We start from the raw sequence: 21,333 nt of genomic DNA, 5'->3' as shown, positions 1-21,333 counted from the left end.
TCTTGTCGACAGATACCGGCCGATTTTGGAACCCCTTGCTGCGCTTTGCGTTCAGCCCCTGTTCACCGTGGATTGTTTAGGGGGGATCGAATTTTTTGCCAGTTGTGCGCCTCTTGCCAAGGAGTGACCCTCTTGCCCAGCCGCCTTGTTGCAACCACCTCCCTTTGCGGCTAAAAAATGCTGTTTTCATGCACCACGCGGCCCCGATGCACATTTGCGTGTCGCCTGAGCCATATCGCGCCATGATCAAGGTGCGCGGGCTTGCGTATTCCGCCCCCCTTCAGGACTGGCGGCGGCACGCAAAGGACGCATGAAGGCGTCATGGTTCATGGTGGCGCACGAGTGAACTTCGTCCGCCGAAATGCGATCCGCGATCCAGGATTGCGGCACAAATCCACGTTGCTCGAACCCAGAAACAAGCAAATGCCCCTTCACAATCGACCCCAGCCTTCGCCGCGCGAGACGGAATCCAAACAGATCGACTACAACGATTCGATCCGGGATACCTATTTCACACTCGAAGAGCTGAGCGCCTGCGGCGAAGACCTGGCGCGTGACGGTGCAAGCACCCTGCCGGGTTTCAAGCCGTTCGAGTTTCGCGCGCGCCAGAAGGAAAACGAGCGGGAGATCTTTCGCGTCTACCGGACGATCGCCCGCGACGTCGAAGCAGGGGCCGCCATCACGCCGGCGGCCGAGTGGCTGCTCGACAACTATTATGTCGTCGAGGAGGCCGTCCAGGAGGTACGTCGCGATTTTCCGCGCCGCTTCTATCGCCAGCTACCGACGATGAAGGTTGGCGACGTCGATATCCCGCGCACGATGGCGCTGGGGTGGCTCTATGTCGCCCATACCCACAGCAGCGTATCGCGCGACAGCCTGACGGCGATCGTCGAAGGCTTCCAGAAGATCGAGGCCTTCAAGATCGGCGAGCTCTGGGCATTGCCGTCGATCATCCGCTTCATCCTGATCGAAAACCTGCGACGGATCTCGATCCGCGTGGAGCAGTCGCGTGGCATGCGGCGCAAGGCAAATGAGATCGCCGACGAACTGATCCGGCAGAACGATCCGGAGCGGAGCGTCGTGATCCTGCGCGAGATCGAAGAGCTCGTCGCCGACAACACCTTCGTCGCCCAACTTCTCTACCGACTTCGTGACGGTCTGCAGGCCTCCGGTGCGGCGATCCAATGGCTGGAACGCCAGATCGAAGCGCGCGGCAGCGATCTCGAGGAGGTGCTTGTCGCCGAGCAGAACCGCCTGTCGTCCGGCAACGCCACGATGAGCAATCTCATCAAGAGTCTGCGCGCGATCGACGACACGGAATGGCCGGTCTGGGTCGAGAGCGTCAGCCGGTTGGACGCCGCCCTTCGTGAAGGGTCCGACTACAACGATCTCGACTTCGGTTCGCGCAACGCCTATCGCGACACGATCGAAAAACTCGCCCGCCGCTCGGGCCGGACCGAGCTGGAGGTGACCCAGACCGCGCTTGCCATGACCGCGGAGGACATGGCCGCCGGCAATGTCGCCGGCGCTCACGAGGCCAATGTCGGCGCCTATCTCATCGGGAAAAAGCACGGGCTCCTGGAACGGCGCATCGGCTACCGGCCGTCCATCCTGCAACGCATTGTCCGTTTCACGCGGGCCCTAAACTGGTTCGCAATTGCGGGGCCGGTGACACTGCTGACGCTTCTGGCGATGATCGGGGTCTATTTCTTTCTCGACCAGATGGACATTCCCGACGGCGCCTGGCTGATCATGCTGATCCTTTTCGCGCTGCCGGCATCGGAAGGCGCGGTCGGCCTGTTCAACACCGTCGTCACCCTGTGCGTGAAGCCGACGCGCCTGGTGGGCTACGAGTTCCGCGAAGGCATTCCGGAGGAGGCGCGCACGCTGGTTGCGGTTCCCTGCCTCATCTCCAAGCGCGACCATGTCGACGAACTCGTGCGCAACCTGGAGGTTCATTACCTCGCCAATCCCCGTGGCGAGATCTACTTCGCGCTCGTCAGCGACTGGACCGACAGCAAGGTCGAGGAGACGCCGGAAGACCTGGAAGTCCTGGAATATGCCAAGCGCGAGATTGCGCAGCTTTCGGCGCGCTATGCCTATGACGGCCGAACCCGCTTCTATCTCCTGCACCGCCGCCGGCTGTTCAATGCCCAGGAAGGCGTGTGGATGGGCTGGGAGCGCAAGCGCGGCAAGCTGCATGAACTGAATCTGCTACTGCGCGGCGACGGCGATACGAGCTTCCTGCCCGGCGCCAACATCATACCCGACAATGTCCAGTACGTGCTGACGCTCGATTCCGACACGCGCCTGATGCGTGACGCCGCGACCAAGCTCGTCGGCAAACTGTTCCATCCGATCAACCGCCCCCAGATCGATCCGACGACCCAGCAGGTCGTCGCCGGCTACAGTATCCTGCAGCCGCGCGTGACGCCGTCGCTGACGACCGGTGACGAAGCCTCGACCTTCCAGCGGATTTTCTCCGCCAATCGCGGCGTCGATCCGTATGTCTTTACGGTATCCGACGTCTATCAGGATCTCGCCGGCGAGGGCACCTTCACCGGCAAGGGCCTCTATCACGTCGATGCGTTCGAGGCGGCGCTGAAGGGGCGAATCGAGGAAAACACCATTCTCTCGCATGACCTCCTCGAAGGCTCCTACGCACGCTGCGCGCTCGTGACCGACGTCGAGTTCATCGAGGACTTCCCGATCCGCTACGAGGTGGAGAGCTCGCGCCAGCATCGCTGGGCCCGCGGGGACTGGCAGCTCTTGCCCTACATCTTCAAGCCCTCCAGCGGCGTCTCCATGCTCGGTCGCTGGAAAATGTATGACAACCTGCGCCGCTGCCTCATCCCGATCGGCTGGCTCGTCGCCTCGGTCATGGGCTGGTATTACATGGAGCCGCGCCAGGCCTTGATCTGGCAGCTGGTGCTCATCTTCTTGCTGTTCGTGGCGCCGACGCTGTCGCTGATCACCGGCGCGGTACCGCGCCGCAGCGACATCGTCGCCCGAGCGCACCTGCAGACCATCCTCTCCGATGTCCGCGCGGCAAATGCCCAGGTGGCGCTGCGCATCGTCTTCATCGCGGATCAGGCGGCTCTGATGGCCGACGCGATCGTCCGGTCGCTCTTTCGTCTGTTCGTCAGCCGCAAGCATATGCTTGAGTGGCGCACGGCGGCGCAGGTTCATAGCTCGTCGGGCGGTGGCGTCCTGTCCTACTACATCGACATGTGGCAGGCGCCAGTGCTGGCGGCAATTTCCGTCGCGCTCGCCCTGTTTTCCGATACGGGACTGCCCTTCATCGCCATCCCGTTTGCGGCGATCTGGGCGCTGTCGCCGGCGATTGCCTGGTATGTCAGCCAGACCGCGGAGACGGAGGACCAACTGGTCGCGCCCGAAGAGGTGGTCGTAGAGTTGCGCAAGATCGCCCGCCGGACCTGGCGCTACTTCGAGGAGTTCGTCACCGCCGAGCAGCACTTCCTCCCACCGGACAATTTCCAGGAATCACCACATCCGGTGCTGGCCGAGCGTACCTCGCCGACCAATATCGGCGTCTATCTGCTGTCGGTGATCTCGGCGCGCGATTTCGGCTGGATCGGGTTCGAAGAAACCGTGCGGCGCCTCGAGGAGACCGTTTCGACGATCGACGGCATGCCGAAGTTCCGCGGCCACCTTTACAACTGGTATCGCACCAATACGCTGGAAACGCTCGGGCCGCGCTACGTTTCGGCCGTCGACAGCGGCAACCTTGCCGGCCACCTGATCGCCGTGTCCTCGCTTTGCCGCGAGTGGGCGGAAGCGCCGTCGGCGCATCTGCATGGGAGCCTCGACGGCATCGGCGACGTCGCTTCGATCCTGTCGGAGACGCTTGCGGACCTGCCGGACGACCGCAAGACGGTGCGCCCGCTGCGTCGCCTGATCGAGGAGCGGATCACCGGTTTTCACAACGCGCTCGCCGCGGTGAAGCGCGAGCACGAGTTCGCCTCGATCCGGGTGATCAACCTCGCTGTGCTGGCGCGCGACGCCAACAAGCTCATTGCCAACCTCGATCACGAGATCAAGAGCGCCCAGAGCGGCGAGGTGGTCAAGTGGGCGAATGCCCTTGTTGCGACCTGCGAGGCGCACATCGCCGACAGCGTCTTCGACCTCGGCAGCATCGAGGCGCTGCGCCAGCGCCTGATCGTGCTGCGTGACCGCACCCGCGACATCGCCTTCTCGATGGACTTCGGGTTCCTCTTCCGCCCAGAACGCCGCCTGCTGTCGATCGGCTACCGCGTCGAGACGAACGAGCTCGACGAGGCCTGCTACGACCTCCTGGCGTCGGAGGCGCGCCTGACCAGCCTGTTTGCGATCGCCAAGGGCGACCTTGCGACCGAGCACTGGTACAAGCTCGGCCGTCCGATCGTGGCGATCGGTTCGCGCGGCGCGCTGGTCTCATGGTCCGGCTCGATGTTCGAGTACCTGATGCCGCCGCTCGTCATGCAGGAGCCGCAGGGCGGCATTCTCAACCAGACGAATAATCTGATCGTCAAGGAGCAGCAGAACCACGGCAAACGGCTTGGCACCCCCTGGGGCATCTCGGAGGCGGCCTTCAACGCCCGCGACCATGAGATGAACTACCAGTACACCAACTTCGGCGTGCCGACGCTCGGCCTGAAGCGCGGGCTCGGCCAGAACGCGGTGATTGCGCCGTACGCCTCGCTGCTTGCAAGCCAGTACGCGCCGAAAGCGGCACTGGCAAACCTCGAGGAGTTGCGCAGGCTCGGCGCGCTTGGCGTCTACGGCTTCCACGATGCGGTGGATTTCACGCCGACGCGCGTGCCCGAGGGCAAGCGCTGCGCGGTGGTGCGCAACTACATGGCCCATCACCACGGCATGTCGATTGCAGCTGTCGCCAACGTCGTCTTCAACGGCGCGCTCAGGGCGCGGTTCCATGCCGATCCGGTGATCGAGGCCGCCGAACTGCTGCTGCAGGAAAAGGCGCCACGCGACATCCCGATCATCAACACCAAGCGCGAGCCGGAAACGGTGGGCAGCACGCAGGCCGACCTGCTTCGCCCGGAAGTGCGCGAGATTGAGGATCCGATGAACGAGGACCGCGAGGCGGTATTCCTCTCCAATGGCCATTACTCGGTGATGCTGACGGCGACGGGGTCGGGCTACTCGCATTGGAACGGCCAGTCGGTGACCCGCTTCCGGCCCGATCCGGCGGAGGATCGCTGGGGCACCTTCATTTTCCTGCGCGACACGGCGACCAACGAATGGTGGTCGGCGACAGCGGCGCCCAAGCGTGCTGAAGGCGAAGAGGTCAAGGCGCAGTTCAGCGACGACAAGGCCGTGTTCTTCAAGTCGGTTGGTTCGCTCTTCAGCGAGGTCGAGTGCATCGTCGCGAGCGAGCACGATGCGGAAGGCCGTCGCCTGACGCTGTTGAACACCGGCACCGAGGATCGCTTCATCGAGGTGACCTCCTATGCCGAGCCGGTGGTCACGACGGATGACGTCGACAGCGCCCACCCGCTGTTTGCGCGGATGTTCCTCAAGACCGAGATTGATCGCAACGGCGACGCGGTTCGCGTGCTGCGCAACAAGCGCGACCCGAACGAGCCGGACATGTGCGTCGCGCACCTGATCGTCGACAATGCCGGCGTACGCCGCACGGAAGTCGAGACGGACCGGCGCAATTTCATCGGTCGGGGCCGGAGCCTTGCCACGGCTGCTGCCTTCGATCCGGACACGCAGCTTGTCGGCACTGACGGATTTACGCTCGATCCGATCGTGGCCTTGCGTCGCGTCGTGCGCGTGCCTGCCGGCAAGAAGGTCAAGGTCATCTTCTGGACGGTCGCCGCGCCCAGCCGCGAGGAACTCGACCGCGCCATCGATCGCTACCGGCATCCCGATGCGTTCAACCACGAGCTCATCCATGCCTGGACCCGCTCGCAGGTGCATCTGCGGCACATCGGTGTCACGTCGCAGGAGGCTGCGAGCTTCCAGGCGCTCGGGCGCTACCTCGTCTATCCCGACATGCATCTGCGTGCCGACGCGGCAACGGTCCAGGCGGGCCTGACTGTGCAATCGGCCCTGTGGCCGCTCGCCATTTCCGGGGACTTCCCGATCTTCGTGTTGCGCATCAACGACGATGCCGATCTCGGAATTGCCCGCGAGGCCCTGCGCGCCCAGGAGTACCTGCGCCATCGCGGCGTGTTGGCCGATCTCGTCATTCTCAACGAGAAGGCGTCGTCCTACGCCCAGGACATGCAGCACACGCTCGAACAGATGTGCGAGAACCTGCGTATACGCAGCCAGCCCGACGGCACGCGCCAGCACATCTTCGCCGTCCGCCGCGACCTGATGGAGGTGACCACCTGGCAGGCGCTGCTGGCGACCGCGCGGGCCGTCTTCCATGCCCGCAACGGCACGCTTGCCGACCAGATCGAACGGGCGGTCTCGCTGTTTGCGACGCCCGTTCCATCCGAGCAGGCCGATGTCCGCCACTCCGCCCCGGCGGCCAAGATGCCGCGGACGCCGGAGCCGGTGCAGATCGACGGCGGTTCGCTGGCCTTCTGGAACGGTTATGGTGGCTTCAACGTCGAGCGCCGCGAGTACGCGGTGAAGCTCAGGGGCGGCGAGGGAACGCCGCACCCGTGGATCAACGTGATTGCCAACGAACGTTTCGGTTTCCATGTCGCCGCCGAGGGCGGGGCCTATACCTGGAGCCGCAATTCGCGCGACTATCAGCTCACCCACTGGACCAACGACCCGGTGATCAACCGGCCGAGCGAGGCGTTCTACGTGAAGGATCGCGACAGCGGCGCCGTCCTCGTGCCGTTCGCCGGGCTGTCGCGCGACCCTTCAGTGCTGTTCGAGACCTGGCATGGCCTTGGCTATTCCGCCTTCCGCAGCACGTCCGGTGGGCTGGAGCTCGATCTGGTCCAGACGGTGGATGTGGAGCGTCCGGTCAAGTATTCGCGCCTGATCGTCCGTAACAAGGGGCCGGCCGCCCGCAGCCTGTCTGTCTATGGCTACGTGGAGTGGGTGCTCGGCAACAATCCGGCCAAGACCGCCCCATTCGTGCTGTGCAGCCAGGACGAGGCGAGCGGGGCGATATTCGCCACCAATCCCTACAGCCTGGATTACTCGGGCCGCGTTGCGTTCTTTGCGACGACTGCGAAACTCGCCGGCGCAACCGCGAGCCGGCGGGAGTTCATCGGCCAGGAGGGCGACATCGTCCTTCCCGGTGTGCTCGCCAGCGGCGCAGCACTGTCCGGCACGATGGAAAGCCTCGGAGCGCCGTGCGCGGCGCTGATGAGTGAGCTTGAACTGGCGCCGGGCGAGGAGCAGGAGATCGTCTTCCTGCTCGGTGATTGCGATGACGTCGAAGCCGCGAGGGCGCTCGTTTCCGACGCCGCTTCGGTGACGATCGATACAGCGCTTGCCAAGATCCGCACCTTCTGGGGCGATTTCACCGGCGCCTTGCAGGTCGAAACGCCGGATCCGGCGTTGAACCTGATGGTGAATACCTGGTTGCCCTATCAAAGTCTCGGATGCCGGTTGATTGCACGGGCGGCATTCTACCAGGCGAGCGGCGCATTCGGCTTCCGCGATCAGTTGCAGGATTCGCTGGCTTTTCTCACGCATCGGCCGGACCTCGCCCGCAAGCAGATCCTCAATGCGGCCTCCCGCCAGTTCCAGGAGGGCGATGTGCAGCACTGGTGGCTGCCGGAAACCGGCGCCGGTGTGCGCACGATGATTTCGGACGATGTCGTCTGGCTCGCCTATGCGGTCGTTCAGTACTGCAACTCGACCGGCCAGCACGACATCCTGGATGAGAAGCTGACCTTCATTGAAGGGCCGCCGCTCGCGGAGGGGCAGCACGATGCGTTCTTCAAGCCCAGTCGGTCGGTCGGGTCGGCAGATCTCTACGAACATTGTGCGCGTGCGCTCGACCTGGCGATCCAGCGGACCGGCGAAAACGACCTGCCGCTGATGCTCGGCGGCGACTGGAATGACGGGATGAACCGGGTCGGCGAGGCCGGCAAGGGGACCAGCGTCTGGCTCGGCTGGTTCCTCGCAGGGACGCTGCCAGCCTTCGCCGCCATTGCGCGCGAGCGGGGGGACGCCACGCGCGCTCGCAAGTGGCTCGGCCACCTTGCAGGCCTCAAGGCGGCGCTGGAGGCAGTCGGGTGGGATGGTGCGCATTATCGCCGCGGCTATTTCGACGATGGAAGCCCGCTTGGTGCCGACGGCAACGCCGAGTGCAGGATCGATTCGATTGCCCAGTCCTGGAGCGTGCTCTCCGGCGAGGGCGACAAGGAGCGGGCCCAACTGGCCATGGATGCCGTGCTCGGGAAACTGGCGGACGAGCAGACCGGCATCATCAAGCTCTTCACGCCGCCCTTCATAAAGGGGGTGCCGGATCCCGGCTACATCAAGGGCTACCCGCCGGGTGTACGCGAGAACGGCGGTCAATACACCCACGCGGCAACCTGGGTGGTGATGGCGCTGGCGATGCAAGGGCGGGCGGATGACGCCTGGAACTGCCTGGACATGCTCAATCCGGTCAATCACTCCGCGAGCCGCGAGGCTGCCGACCTGTACCGAGTAGAACCCTATGTCGTTGCCGCCGACGTTTATGGCGAAGGCGATCTCAAGGGCAGGGGGGGCTGGACCTGGTACACCGGCTCGGCCGGCTGGCTGTATCGCGTGGCCGTGGAAGGAATTCTAGGCATCCGCAAGCGAGCCGGCCGCTTGGTCGTCGAACCGGTCCTGCCGTCCGACTGGCCGGGCTTCTCGGCGGTGGTGCGTTGCGACGGCACCGAGCACCGGATCCGTGTCGAGCGAACGGCGGATGGCAAGGTCGTCGCGCACATTGACGAGACGCCCGTGCCGACGGAGGAAGTCGAGGTTACGGCGTAAGGCCAGGTCCCGACCGCAGTCCAAACGTGCAGAAAGCCGCGCAGGCGGCTTCCTGCGTCGCGATCCTTCGGATCAATTGGCCGCGCTGGTTGTCATAGACGACTTGTCTCCGAGCAGATCCCGCCTCTGCAGACGTGTTCGCACCCTCTTGGTCGCGGTCCATTTGCTGAGACAAGTGCAGAGTTGCCGAATTGCCGACGCCTCTGACGATCGCATTCCAGAACATCCATGCCGTTTTGTCGGATCTTTGTCCCCATCGGAGGCGCGTTGCATGGGAGCCCCTGCCCTTCGCGGCCAGGGTTCAGATGGAACAGATCGGCCGGCATTTTGCGACCAGAAGGCACTCCTGCTGTCGAATCCAACCTTGCCAGCCGGAAAGGTACACCTGCTTGCGATGCCAGCTTCGTCCGCCCGCTTGGATGTGGCACCGATACGATCCAGCGCACCGTCTTTGCCGATCGCCATTGCGGAAGGCGGTCGGCCGATACGGGTTCCGCCTTGCGGCTCCAGCCTGACACTGGTTGCAACGAATGCCGGGAAGCTGCCGACCCGTCGAATCGATCGACGCGTATTGCCACGAACGAAGCCGGCGCACGTCTGGGTGACGTGCGCCGGCCGAAGTTCGCAGTTTCGCGGGTCGATCAGGCGGCCGTGTAGCTCTTGCGGACGTCTTCGTCGGTCAGGATGCCGCTCGCCCGCAGCAGGGCGGCAAACCGGCCGTTGCTCTGGCTGAGATCCTGGAAGCTGCCCATCTCGGCAATTTGGCCGTGGTCGAGGAAGAGCACCATGTCGGCTTCCCGGACCGTGGAAAGGCGGTGCGCGATGATGAAGGTCGTGCGGTTCTTGCGCAAATTGTCGATCGCCGCCTTCACGCGCGCCTCGGTCTCGACGTCGAGCGCGCTGGTTGCCTCGTCCAGCACCAGGATTGGTGCATCCTTGAGGATGGCACGCGCGATGGCGATGCGCTGGCGCTCACCGCCGGAAAGCCGGTTGCCGCGCTCGCCGACATGGGTGTCGTAGCCAGCCTGGCGTGTCCGGATGAAATCGCCTGCTGCCGCCGCTTCCGCAGCTTCCATCACCTCTTCCAGCGTTGCGCCGTCCCGGCCGAGCCGGATGTTGTCGGAGATCGAGCGGTTGAGAAGGCCGGCATCCTGGAAGACGGTCGCGATCGAGCGGCGCAGCGACTTGCGCGTCACCGTCGAGATGTCGACGCCGTCGATCAGGATTTCACCCTTCTGCGGGTCGTAGACGCGCTGGAGCAGGTTGACGAGCGTCGTCTTGCCGGCCCCGGTCGGGCCAACGATCGCAACTGTCTGGCCGGCTTCGGCTGTGAACGAGATGTCGCGCACGCCCTGCGTCGCGTTGGCGAAGTCGAAGCTGATATTGCGGAATTCCACCTTGCCGCGGACGTCGGTGAGTTCACCGGCGTTGGACGGCTCTTCGCGGTCCTTGACGGCGTCCTCAAGCGAGAAAAAATCCTCCAGCTTGGCGCGCGCCTCGAAGATTTGCGTGGCAAACTGCTTCATCTGGTCGAGGCGGCCGATCAGAAGGCCGGCAAAGCCGATGAAGGCGATGACGTCGCCGACACGCAGTTCCCCGCGCTGCACCAGGATGGTGCCAATCACGAGAATGGTCATCATCGAGATGGTCGAGGCTATCCGGTTCAGTGCGCTTGCCAGTGCCCACCAGTCGAGCACGGGAAACTGGGCGTTGATCAGTTGCTGCGCGAACTGCTTCAACTGCTTGGTTTCTGCCTCGATGCGGTTGTAGCTGTGCACGACCGAGACATTGCCAATCGCGTCGGAAACGTGGGAGAAGACGGTGTGATAGTGACCCTCAACGGAGGTCTGGCCCTCACGCGTCCGGTCCATCACCACCTTGCCGATGAAGACATAGGCTGCGCCCAGCACCACCAGGACCAGCGACAGCCGATAGTCCATGACAAATGCGGTCGGGACCAGCAGCACCAGCGCCACCGCCGTTGCCAGATGCGTGCGCATGAACTCCAGCCACAGGCCGAACAGCGTTTCGCAGGCGCGCAGGAGCGTATGCAATGCGTTGGAGGTGCCGCGCTGGCTGTGCCAGGAGAGCGGCATCGAAATGATCCGGCCGAAAGCCTCGGTCAGGAGGCTTGCCCGCCGGCCGTGCGCCAGGCGGTCGGCCTCACGCGCGACAAGGACGAAGGCAATCGTGTTGAAAACGCCGAAGCCGGCCCACATCAGGAGCATCGGGGTGACATTGCCCTTGTTCGATATGGCGTCGATGATCTTGCCGAACAGGATTGGTTCGGCAATGGCGATCACCGCCAGCACGACGTTGGCAACGACGATAGAGGACACGCGAAGTCTGTAGACGGACAGATAGCTGAGCGCCCGCGCGTAAACCTGAAACAATGACACTTCGAAACCCTTTCGCGGTCCTGATTGGGCGCCGTTTCGTCGTTCGTTCGACGCGCGCGACGCGGTACGGCCCTGGTCCCTGGACGGCAGTCACCCCGGGGACATTTCCAGCGATTGCGGGATGCTATGTGCCTGTCGATGAATGGACGCTGAACGGTCCGTTGCCAAATCGGTTTATCTTGATAAACGAGGAGGGTGGCGGACGTTTTGTCCGATGAAGCTCGCGCTGCGGGCCACGATATTATGGTACATATGTATTGGGAGGGGCCGCGTGGCCGGTCAATTTCATAATGAACATCAATCTTCTCGTTCAGTTCATCGGATTGATCGATGAACTTACGCATCGGAATGAACTCATAGCAGAGTTCGAAAGGCTAATTGAGCTCTACGGCTTCGAGTACTATGGGGTGATCCGACAGGTTCGGCTAAGCGACGACCCGATGGATCTCGTTCTTTCCGGGCGTTGGCCGGATCGGTGGCCCGAGATCTATATTAGCAAGAAGTACATCATCATCGACCCGACGATCCTTTACATGGGCCAAGCCCGCGGTGGATTCCGCTGGCGCGATACAGTCGCGGCCTTTCGGACCAACCCGCACCGAAAGCGGATGGAGCGGATGATCGTCGACGCTCGCAACCATGGGCTGGAGGACGGCTACATCTTTCCGGTGCATGCCCGCCGTGGCCTGGTCGGCAACATCACGCTTGGCGGAAAGCCGGTGGATCTGCATCCCATCGAGATGGGCCTGTTCGACTGCGTGGCGAAGAAAATGTTCTGGAAGCTGCAGAATGCCGATGGCACCGAGAAGCCTGACGTCGATGTTAACTTGACGCGGCGTGAGATGGAGGCGCTAGGTCATCTAGCCGACGGCATGACATCGCATGAGATTGCCCGCGTGCTTTCGATCTCGAACCACACGGTCGACTGGTACATGACCGGCATTCAGGAGAAACTGAATGCCAAGAACCGTCATCATGCGGTTGCGCTGTCATTCCGGTTGGGTCTGATCTCCTGACGTCGCAAATCGTCAGGTGGCGATATCAAATTTGGGCTTTTATTTTGGACGCGCTGGTGATTTTCTTCGCAGGCGCAGCATTCCTGTGTTCAAGTCTATGAGGAGTCCGACTTGCCCATCTCGAAGATCCTGGTCGCCAACCGTTCTGAAATCGCCATCCGCGTGTTCCGCGCGGCCAATGAACTGGGGCTTAAAACGGTGGCGATATGGGCCGAGGAGGACAAGCTCGCACTGCACCGCTTCAAGGCGGATGAAAGCTATCAGGTCGGTCGCGGGCCACACCTTGTCCGCGACCTCGGCCCGATCGAGAGCTATCTGTCGATCGACGAGGTGATCCGTGTCGCCAAGCTGTCCGGCGCTGATGCCATCCATCCGGGTTACGGCCTGCTGTCGGAGAGCCCGGAATTTGCCGAGGCATGCGCCGCAAACGGCATCACCTTCATCGGTCCGAAGCCGGAAACGATGCGCCAGCTCGGCAACAAGGTGGCCGCCCGCAATCTGGCGATTGCGGTCGGCGTTCCCGTGGTTCCGGCGACCGATCCGTTGCCCGACGATATGGACGAAGTCGCCCGCATGGCCGAAGAGATCGGCTATCCGGTCATGCTGAAGGCGTCCTGGGGTGGCGGCGGGCGCGGCATGCGGGCCATCCGCGATCCGAAGGATCTCGCTCGCGAGGTCACCGAGGCCAAGCGCGAGGCGAAGGCCGCCTTCGGCAAGGACGAGGTCTATCTGGAAAAGCTGCTCGAGCGGGCGCGTCACGTCGAGAGCCAGATCCTCGGCGACACGCACGGCAACGTCGTACACCTGTTCGAACGCGACTGCTCGATCCAGCGGCGCAACCAGAAGGTCGTCGAACGGGCCCCGGCCCCCTATCTCAGCGAGGCGCAGCGGCAGGAAGTCGCCGCCTATTCGCTGAAGATCGCCGAGGCGACCAACTATGTCGGCGCCGGCACCGTCGAGTACCTGATGGACGCCGACACCGGCAAGTTCTACTTCATCGAGGTCAACCCGCGCATCCAGGTCGAGCACACCGTCACCGAGGAGGTGACCGGCATCGACATCGTCAAGGCGCAGATCCACATCCTCGACGGCTTTGCGATCGGCACGCCGGAATCCGGCGTGCCGAAGCAACAGGACATCCGCCTCAACGGCCACGCGCTGCAGTGCCGCATCACCACCGAGGATCCGGAGCAGAACTTCATTCCCGACTACGGCCGCATCACCGCCTATCGCGGCGCCACCGGCTTCGGCATTCGCCTCGACGGCGGTACCGCCTATTCCGGTGCGGTGATTACCCGCTTCTACGACCCGCTGCTGGAAAAGGTGACGACCTGGGCGCCGACCGCCGACGAGGCGATCCGGCGCATGAACCGGGCGTTGCGCGAGTTCCGCATCCGCGGCGTGGCGACCAACCTGACCTTCCTCGAAGCCATCATCGGCCATCCGCGGTTCCGCGAAAACAGCTATACGACGCGGTTCATCGATTCGACACCGGAACTGTTCCAGCAGGTTCGCCGCCAGGACCGTGCGACGAAGCTTTTGACCTATCTGGCCGACGTGACCATCAACGGTCATCCGGAGACCAAGGGCCGGCCGAGGCCGCCGGGCGACGTAGCCCGCCCGGTCGTGCCCTTCTCCGAGGGGCCGATCGCCGCGGGCACGAAGCAGAAGCTCGATGAACTCGGACCGCGGAAATTTTCCGAATGGGTGCGCGCTCAGCCCCAGGTGCTGATGACCGACACGACGATGCGCGACGCGCACCAGTCGTTGCTGGCGACCCGCATGCGGACCTATGACATCGTCCGCATCGCCGAGACCTATGCGCGCACGCTGCCGCAGCTGTTCTCGCTCGAATGCTGGGGTGGGGCGACCTTCGATGTCGCCATGCGCTTCCTCACCGAAGACCCCTGGGAGCGCCTCGCCAAGGTTCGAGAGGGCGCGCCGAACCTGCTCTTGCAGATGCTTCTGCGCGGCGCCAATGGCGTCGGCTACAAGAACTACCCGGACAATGTCGTAAAATACTTCGTCCGCCAGGCGGCAAGGGGCGGGATCGACGTCTTCCGCGTCTTCGACTGCCTGAACTGGGTGGAGAACATGCGCGTGTCGATGGACGCGGTGGTCGAGGAGAACAAGATCTGCGAGGCGGCGATCTGCTATACCGGCGACATCCTCAACGCCGCCCGGCCAAAGTACGACCTGAAGTACTACGTGGCCCTTGCGGGCGAATTGGAAAAGGCGGGGGCGCACATCATCGCCGTGAAGGACATGGCCGGCCTTTTGAAGCCGGCCGCCGCCCGCGTGCTGTTCAAGGCGCTGCGCGAGGCGACCGACCTGCCGCTCCACTTCCACACCCACGACACCTCGGGCATTGCCGCCGCCACGGTGCTTGCGGCCGTCGACTCCGGCGTCGACGTGGTCGATGCGGCGATGGACGCGCTGTCCGGCAACACCTCGCAGCCCTGCCTGGGCTCGATCGTCGAGGCGCTGCGCGGCTCGGAGCGCGACTCCGGCCTGGATCCGGAATGGATCCGCCGCATCTCGTTCTACTGGGAAGCGGTGCGCCACCAGTACGCGGCTTTCGAGAGCGACCTGAAAGGGCCGGCATCCGAAGTCTATCTGCACGAGATGCCGGGCGGCCAGTTCACCAACCTCAAGGAGCAGGCGCGCTCGCTGGGGCTGGAGACCCGCTGGCACGAGGTGGCGCAGGGCTATGCCGACGCCAACCGCATGTTCGGCGACATCGTCAAGGTGACGCCGTCGTCGAAGGTGGTGGGCGACATGGCGCTGATGATGGTCAGCCAGGACCTGACCGTCGCCGACGTGGAAAACCCCGGCAAGGACGTCTCCTTCCCCGAATCGGTCGTGTCCATGCTGAAAGGCGATCTCGGCCAGCCCCCGGGCGGCTGGCCGCAGGCGCTGCAGAACAAGGTGCTGAAGGGCGAGGCTGCCTACACCGAGCGCCCGGGCTCGCTGCTGCCGGCCGCCGACCTCGACGCCGAACGCAAGGCGATCGAGACCAAGCTCGAGCGCAAGGTCACCGATTTCGAGTTCGCCTCCTACCTGATGTATCCGAAGGTCTTCACTGACTATGCGCAGGTCGCCGAGACCTACGGTCCGGTCAGTGTCTTGCCGACGCACGCCTACTTTTACGGCATGGCGTCGGGTGAGGAACTCTTCGCCGACATCGAGAAGGGCAAGACGCTCGTCATCCTCAACCAGACACAGGGCGACGTCGACGAGAAGGGCATGGTCAAGGTGTTCTTCGAGCTGAACGGCCAGCCGCGCCCGATCAAGGTGCCGGACCGCAACCGCGGCGCATCGAGCGCCGTCCGCCGGAAGGCGGAGGCGGGCAACGCCGCGCATCTTGGCGCGCCGATGCCGGGCGTCGTCTCGACCGTGGCGGTCGCTGCGGGCCAGTCGGTCAAGGCCGGCGATGTGCTCCTGTCGATCGAGGCGATGAAGATGGAAACGGCGCTGCACGCCGAAAAGGACGGCGTGATCGCCGAGGTGCTCGTGCGTGCCGGCGACCAGATCGACGCCAAGGATTTGCTGGTCGTGTTCGGATGACCGGCAGGGGGCAGCCCCGCCGCTGTCCCCGCTTTCCCTTTCAACCGTGCGAGGCGACCAACGCTGCGTCTCCTCGTGCAAACCAGTGGGTTCATGGCAGATGAATTATACGATCCGCACCGCAGACGTCGGCGATCTTCCCGCCATCAACGAGATCTATCGCGAATCGGTGCTGCACGGTGTCGCCACCTACGAAATCGATCCGCCGCCGCCTGAGGAGATGCACGCCCGCTTTTCCGCCATTACCGGCCACGGGTATCCCTATATGGTTGCCGCCGATCGGCAGGGCCGGGTTCTCGGCTATGCCTACGCGTCGGCCTTCCGCACGCGCGCGGCCTACAGTTGGCTGGTCGAGGATTCGATTTACCTGGCACCGGAAGCGCGCGGGCGAGGCATTGGCAAGGCTCTGCTTGCCGAACTGATCGCGCGCTGCACGGCACTTGGATTCCGGCAGATGGTCGCCGTGATCGGAGGCGCCCATCCCGCTTCGATCGCCGTCCACCGGACGGCCGGATTCGAGCACGGCGGCCTGATGAAGGCGTCCGGGTTCAAGCACGGCCGCTGGCTTGATACGGTGATCATGCAGCTTGCGCTCGGCGAGGGGGCGTCGAGCCATCCCGCATCGGACGTTCATCCAGCCATGATCGGGAAATGAACAGCGTCTAGAGCGCGCCGCAATCCTTCAGGTTCGCTTGCCGCGCTTCAGGTCGTTGATCTTTCGCATGTCATTGTCCCGAAACCGGTTCCCTTCGGGAGACTTGCTTTAAGTCTTGATGAGCTTCAGTGCCTTGTCGAAAACCCTGAGAACCTGTTCAAGCTCGTGGCCGCGCTTGAGGATCATTCCGTGGGCGTTGAGCACGCAGTAGGCGCCCTGCTTGGCGGCAAGCTTGGGGTTCTTCTCGACGCGATAAAGCGGCATCTCGCCGGAGCGCTTGAAGATGGAGAAAATTGCCTTCTCATGGGTGTGGTCGATCGCATAGTCGCGCCAATCGCCCTCACCGACCATACGCCCGTAAATCCTGAGGATCGCGTCCAGTTCCCTGCGATGAAAGGTGACCGGGACAGGGTCTTTGTTGCTGCGGTATTCCCGGAGGTCGACGACTACGTTCGACCCCTGGGCACCGGTCTCTCCCGGCGACGAATCCGGCTGATCAGTCATCGAGTCTCCGCCTCGACTGCGACAAGTCGATGACAGTGTGCCCTACCTGAACCGAAATGCAAGCGTTTAAGCCGTTTGCCTGGGCCGAGACGGCGCGCCTTCGCTCGCAGCTTGCCTTGCCGCGCCGGAGGCACAACCCTGCGGCTGCGCAAATCCACCTGCAGGGTTCGCTGCGCTCGCTGCGTGATCGGTCGCGGTCGGTTCAATCAGGCCGTGTCACGCCGTCCATCCGTGTTAACAACTGCGGCGGCGCAAAAATCGAAGATGCCGCATTTCAGACAAAACCGCGCCTAAATTATCGGGGAAAGTCGAATCGCTGCCCCGCAGCCGAGCCGCTTTGCATGTGCGGGAAATCGGCCGGCCACTGGGGGTGTGCGTCGAAGCTGTTCCTGTATTCCGTTGCCGGAAGCTTCGTCAAGGTCCGGTCCGGCGTGTCTTCGAACCCTCAAGCCCCAGCCCCTCGAAGAACCCGGCCGGACCGCTCCAAAATCGTGAAGCTCAGCGGTGACTTGCAGTCTCCGACACCGGACCGTTCGTCACGACGGTGGCGCCAAGGATTGCGCCGGGCGTATCGGCCGTCTTCATCCGCTGCAGCAAGATGGCGCAACCGCCGTTGCCCATGCGGTTCAGAAGGCTGGCCGGCAGCACCAGGCTCGTTTCCTTCCCCTCCCACATGCCGACCGTTTCGATGTTGGTTACCGCGTGCCAGTAGTCGACCCGTCGTCCCCGGTTTTCGCCGTCCTCGATGTCGACCGCCTTCTCGCCGTCGAAGTAGGCAATTACGACGTTCGCCTTGCCCTCGCCGCTGCCGATGCGGATTCGCATTTCGTCCTGGACGATGTCGGCGGATACGTCGACCGACAGGCCGTGTCCTTGCGTGCTTAGCGATTGCAACTGATTGCGAATTTGCGTGAGATCGCCGCCATTGACGTGTTCGCGTCCGTTGATTACGGCCTGCGGGGTGTAGACGCTACCGCGGCCAAACATCCGCGCATAGGAATATTGCCGCTCGGTGTTCTCCTTGGTCGACATCGTGTCGGTCCAGCCGAGATAGTTCCAGTAATCGACGTGGTAGGCCAGCGCCACGACGTCGCCCTCGCGGATCAATGTCTCCAGCGCCTTGTCCGCCTTCGGGCAGGATGAGCAGCCCTGGCTGGTGAAGAGCTCGACCACGCCTTTGGGCTTGTCGTCTGCCACGGCGGCCGTGCCTGCTGTGGAAACGGCAAGCAGGCACGAGAGGCAACCAAGAATGACCAGTCTGGGCATGAATCTTTCCAGGAGATGCAGCGAACGGCCGCTTGTCGGCCACCGTCATACCCGCTTGCCCAGTCAACAGGAAGTCACGATGGAGTGAAAGTCATACGATTGGAGAGTGTTCCGGAAAATAAAATGCCGGGGCATCGGCCCCGGCACCGTATTGGCTGAAGATTCAGTCGAAATCAGGCGGCGAGATCGCGCAGAACCGTCTGCAGGATGCCGCCGTTGTTCATGTAGGTGACCTCGTCGAGCGTGTCGATGCGGCAGAGGATCGGAACCTCCTTCACCGAGCCGTCGCCGTAGGTGATCTTGGCAACCTTCTTCTCGCGCGGCTTTATCTCGCCCTCGAGGCCGTCGATTTCGACGAGCTCGTCGCCCTTGAGGTTGAGGCTGGCCCAGGTCGTGCCCTCCTCGAAGACGAAGGGCACGACGCCCATGCCAACGAGGTTCGAGCGGTGGATGCGCTCGAAGGACTGCGCGATCACGGCCTTGACGCCGAGAAGGTTGGTGCCCTTCGCCGCCCAGTCGCGCGACGAGCCGTTGCCGTATTCGACACCGGCGAAGATGACGAGCGGAACGCCCTCTTCCTTGTACTTCATGGCCGCGTCGTAGATCGACATCTCTTCCTTGGACGGATAGTGGATGGTGTAGCCACCTTCCTTGCCGTTCGGGCCGAGCATGTGGTTGCGGATGCGGATGTTGGCAAAGGTGCCGCGCATCATCACTTCATGGTTGCCGCGGCGCGTGCCGTACTGGTTGAAGTCGGCAACGCCGACGCCGTTCTCCAGAAGATAGGCACCGGCCGGCGAAGCCGCCTTGATCGAACCGGCCGGCGAGATGTGGTCGGTGGTGATCTTGTCGCCGAAGAGACCGAGGACGCGCGCGCCCTTGATGTTCTTCAGGCCCGAGCCCTTCTTGCCCATGCCGACGAAGTAGGGCGGGTTCTGCACGTAGGTCGACTTGTCGTCCCAGGCATAGGTCTGCCCGGCCGGAACCTGCACCGCCTGCCAGTTGGCGTCGCCCTTGAACACGTCGGCGTACTTGGACGCGTAGAGTTCGCGGGTGACATACTTCATGATGAAGTCCTGGATCTCCTTGGAGGAGGGCCAGATGTCCTTCAGGTAGACCGGCTGGCCGTTCTGGTCCTCGCCGATCGGCTCCTTCGTCAGATCCTTCTGGACCGAACCTGCGAGCGCATAGGCGACAACGAGCGGCGGCGAGGCCAGGTAGTTGGCCTGGACGTCCGGCGAGATGCGGCCCTCGAAGTTGCGGTTGCCGGAGAGAACGCCGGCGGCGATCAGGCCCTTGTCGTTGATGGTCTTCGAGATCGGACCCGGCAGCGGGCCGGAGTTGCCGATGCAGGTCGTGCAGCCGAAGCCGACGAGGTTGAAGCCGAGCGCGTCAAGGTCCTTCTGCAGGCCGGACTTGGCCAGGTATTCACCGACCACCTGCGATCCGGGGGCCAGCGAGGTCTTGACCCACGGCTTCGTCTTCAGGCCCTTGGCGACCGCGTTGCGGGCCAGCAGGCCGGCGGCGATCAGCACCGACGGGTTGGAGGTGTTGGTGCAGGACGTGATGGCGGCAATCGCCACGTCGCCATGGCCGAGATCGAAGTCGGTGCCTTCGACCGCGTAGCGGTTGGAGAGCTGGCCGGGCTTCTTGTAGTCGGCGTCGAGAGCGGCGGCGAAGTTCGGCGCGATCGTCTCGAGGGGCAGGCGGCCTTCCGGACGCTTCGGGCCGGCCATCGAGGGCACGACATCGCCGAGGTCGAGTTCGAGGGTGTCGGTGAAGACGAGGTCAGAGCCGTCACCATCGCGCCACATGCCCTGCGCCTTGGAATAGGCTTCGACGAGCGCGATCCGCTGCTCCTCGCGACCGGACATGGTCAGGTAGTTGATGGTCTCGGAGTCTACCGGGAAGAAGCCGCAGGTGGCGCCGTATTCCGGGCCCATGTTGCCGATGGTGGCACGGTCGGCGAGCGTCATGTTGTCGAGGCCGGGGCCGAAGAATTCGACGAACTTGGAGACGACGCCCTTCTTGCGCAGCATCTGCACGACGGTGAGCACGAGGTCGGTGGCGGTGACGCCTTCCTTCAGCTTGCCGGTCAGCTTGAAGCCGATGACTTCCGGCAGCAGCATGGAAACCGGCTGGCCGAGCATGGCCGCCTCCGCCTCGATGCCGCCGACGCCCCAGCCGAGAACGCCCAGGCCGTTGATCATGGTAGTGTGAGAGTCCGTGCCGACGCAGGTGTCCGGATAGGCGATCGTCTCGCCGTCCTCTTCCTTCGTCCAGACGGTCTGGCCGAGGTATTCGAGGTTGACCTGGTGACAGATGCCGGTGCCGGGCGGAACGACGCGGAAGTTCTCGAACGCCTGCTGGCCCCATTTCAGGAAGCGGTAGCGCTCGCCGTTGCGCTCGTATTCAAGCTCCACGTTGCGGGCAAAGGCGGTCGCGGTGCCGAACTCGTCGACGATGACGGAGTGGTCGATGACGAGGTCGACGGGCACGAGCGGGTTGATCTTCTCCGGATCACCGCCGAGCGCCTTGATGCCGTCGCGCATCGCTGCCAGGTCGACGACGGCGGGGACGCCGGTGAAGTCCTGCATCAGCACGCGTGCCGGGCGATAGGCGATCTCGCTCTCGACGAGGCCCTTGTTGGAAAGCCAGGCGGCGACGCTTTCAATGTCCTTCTTGGTGACCGAGCGGCCGTCTTCGTTGCGCAGCAGGTTCTCGAGCAGCACCTTCATCGAATAGGGCAACTTCGACACACCCGGAAGGCCGTTCGCTTCGGCCTTCGGAAGGCTGTAGTAGACATAGTCGACGCCGTCGACAGTGAGGGTCGAGCGACAGTTAAAGCTGTCAAGGGACTTGGACACTGGATACCCCGTTCCGCTGATCGCCAAAGCTTGACGTACGAACGCCCGTGCGCCGGAGAGGCGCGAATTGGGATGCGGGTGCGGTCATTTCCGCTGTCCGTACGCGGAAATCATTCCGTGTTCGGCGCTAGGATGAAAATCACGCC

The 21,333-nt window shown here is 63.6% G+C and carries 8 protein-coding genes; 4 read left to right on the top strand and 4 right to left on the bottom strand.

Annotated elements, in window-relative coordinates; translation table 11 throughout:
- The first annotated feature begins 423 nt into the window (after window positions 1-423).
- The gene (locus AC1DDS_RS05895) at window positions 424-8,913 is read left to right on the top strand and encodes a glycoside hydrolase family 94 protein (protein ID WP_477478029.1); all 8,490 of its coding nucleotides are present in this window, start codon (window positions 424-426) and stop codon (window positions 8,911-8,913) included.
- A 641-nt stretch (window positions 8,914-9,554) separates the two neighbouring features.
- On the opposite strand, the gene AC1DDS_RS05890 is transcribed toward AC1DDS_RS05895, so the two are convergent.
- Entirely contained in the window at window positions 9,555-11,312 is a 1,758-nt protein-coding gene (locus AC1DDS_RS05890) for a glucan ABC transporter ATP-binding protein/ permease (RefSeq protein WP_477478028.1), read from the bottom strand.
- 290 nt (window positions 11,313-11,602) lie between these two features.
- Between AC1DDS_RS05890 and AC1DDS_RS05885 the strand changes: the two genes are divergently transcribed.
- The 3 genes from AC1DDS_RS05885 to AC1DDS_RS05875 all read left to right on the top strand — a co-directional run bounded on the left by AC1DDS_RS05885 (window position 11,603) and on the right by AC1DDS_RS05875 (window position 16,550).
- A complete protein-coding gene (locus AC1DDS_RS05885; protein ID WP_477478027.1) occupies window positions 11,603-12,328 on the top strand; it encodes an autoinducer binding domain-containing protein in 726 nt (241 codons plus the stop codon).
- A gap of 111 nt (window positions 12,329-12,439) precedes the next feature.
- A complete protein-coding gene (gene pyc, locus AC1DDS_RS05880; protein ID WP_477478026.1) occupies window positions 12,440-15,895 on the top strand; it encodes a pyruvate carboxylase in 3,456 nt (1,151 codons plus the stop codon).
- A gap of 100 nt (window positions 15,896-15,995) precedes the next feature.
- Window positions 15,996-16,550, top strand: coding sequence for an N-acetyltransferase family protein (locus tag AC1DDS_RS05875; RefSeq protein ID WP_477478025.1), 555 nt, complete (start codon window positions 15,996-15,998; stop codon window positions 16,548-16,550).
- 108 nt (window positions 16,551-16,658) lie between these two features.
- On the opposite strand, the gene AC1DDS_RS05870 is transcribed toward AC1DDS_RS05875, so the two are convergent.
- The 3 genes from AC1DDS_RS05870 to acnA form a co-directional block, all read right to left on the bottom strand.
- Window positions 16,659-17,054 carry a DUF2794 domain-containing protein gene (locus AC1DDS_RS05870; protein ID WP_477478024.1) on the bottom strand — a complete coding sequence of 132 codons (396 nt, stop codon included), beginning with the start codon at window positions 17,052-17,054 and terminating at the stop codon, window positions 16,659-16,661.
- A gap of 498 nt (window positions 17,055-17,552) precedes the next feature.
- Window positions 17,553-18,320, bottom strand: coding sequence for a DUF1223 domain-containing protein (locus AC1DDS_RS05865; RefSeq protein ID WP_477478023.1), 768 nt, complete (start codon window positions 18,318-18,320; stop codon window positions 17,553-17,555).
- A gap of 173 nt (window positions 18,321-18,493) precedes the next feature.
- The gene (gene acnA, locus AC1DDS_RS05860; protein ID WP_477478022.1) at window positions 18,494-21,187 is read right to left on the bottom strand and encodes an aconitate hydratase AcnA; all 2,694 of its coding nucleotides are present in this window, start codon (window positions 21,185-21,187) and stop codon (window positions 18,494-18,496) included.
- Window positions 21,188-21,333: the final 146 nt, after the last annotated feature.

The organism is Mycoplana sp. 10N416, from assembly GCF_056394765.1.
This window is presented reverse-complemented; position numbering and strand designations above follow the sequence as displayed.

What these genes read in the sequence shown, in the direction of transcription:
- AC1DDS_RS05885 (WP_477478027.1), top strand. Translation starts at nt 11,603, where the DNA reads ATGAACATCAATCTTCTCGTTCAGTTCATCGGATTGATCGATGAACTT.
- AC1DDS_RS05895 (WP_477478029.1), top strand. Translation starts at nt 424, where the DNA reads ATGCCCCTTCACAATCGACCCCAGCCTTCGCCGCGCGAGACGGAATCC.
- AC1DDS_RS05870 (WP_477478024.1), bottom strand. Translation starts at nt 17,054, where the DNA reads ATGACTGATCAGCCGGATTCGTCGCCGGGAGAGACCGGTGCCCAGGGG.
- AC1DDS_RS05875 (WP_477478025.1), top strand. Translation starts at nt 15,996, where the DNA reads ATGAATTATACGATCCGCACCGCAGACGTCGGCGATCTTCCCGCCATC.
- AC1DDS_RS05865 (WP_477478023.1), bottom strand. Translation starts at nt 18,320, where the DNA reads ATGCCCAGACTGGTCATTCTTGGTTGCCTCTCGTGCCTGCTTGCCGTT.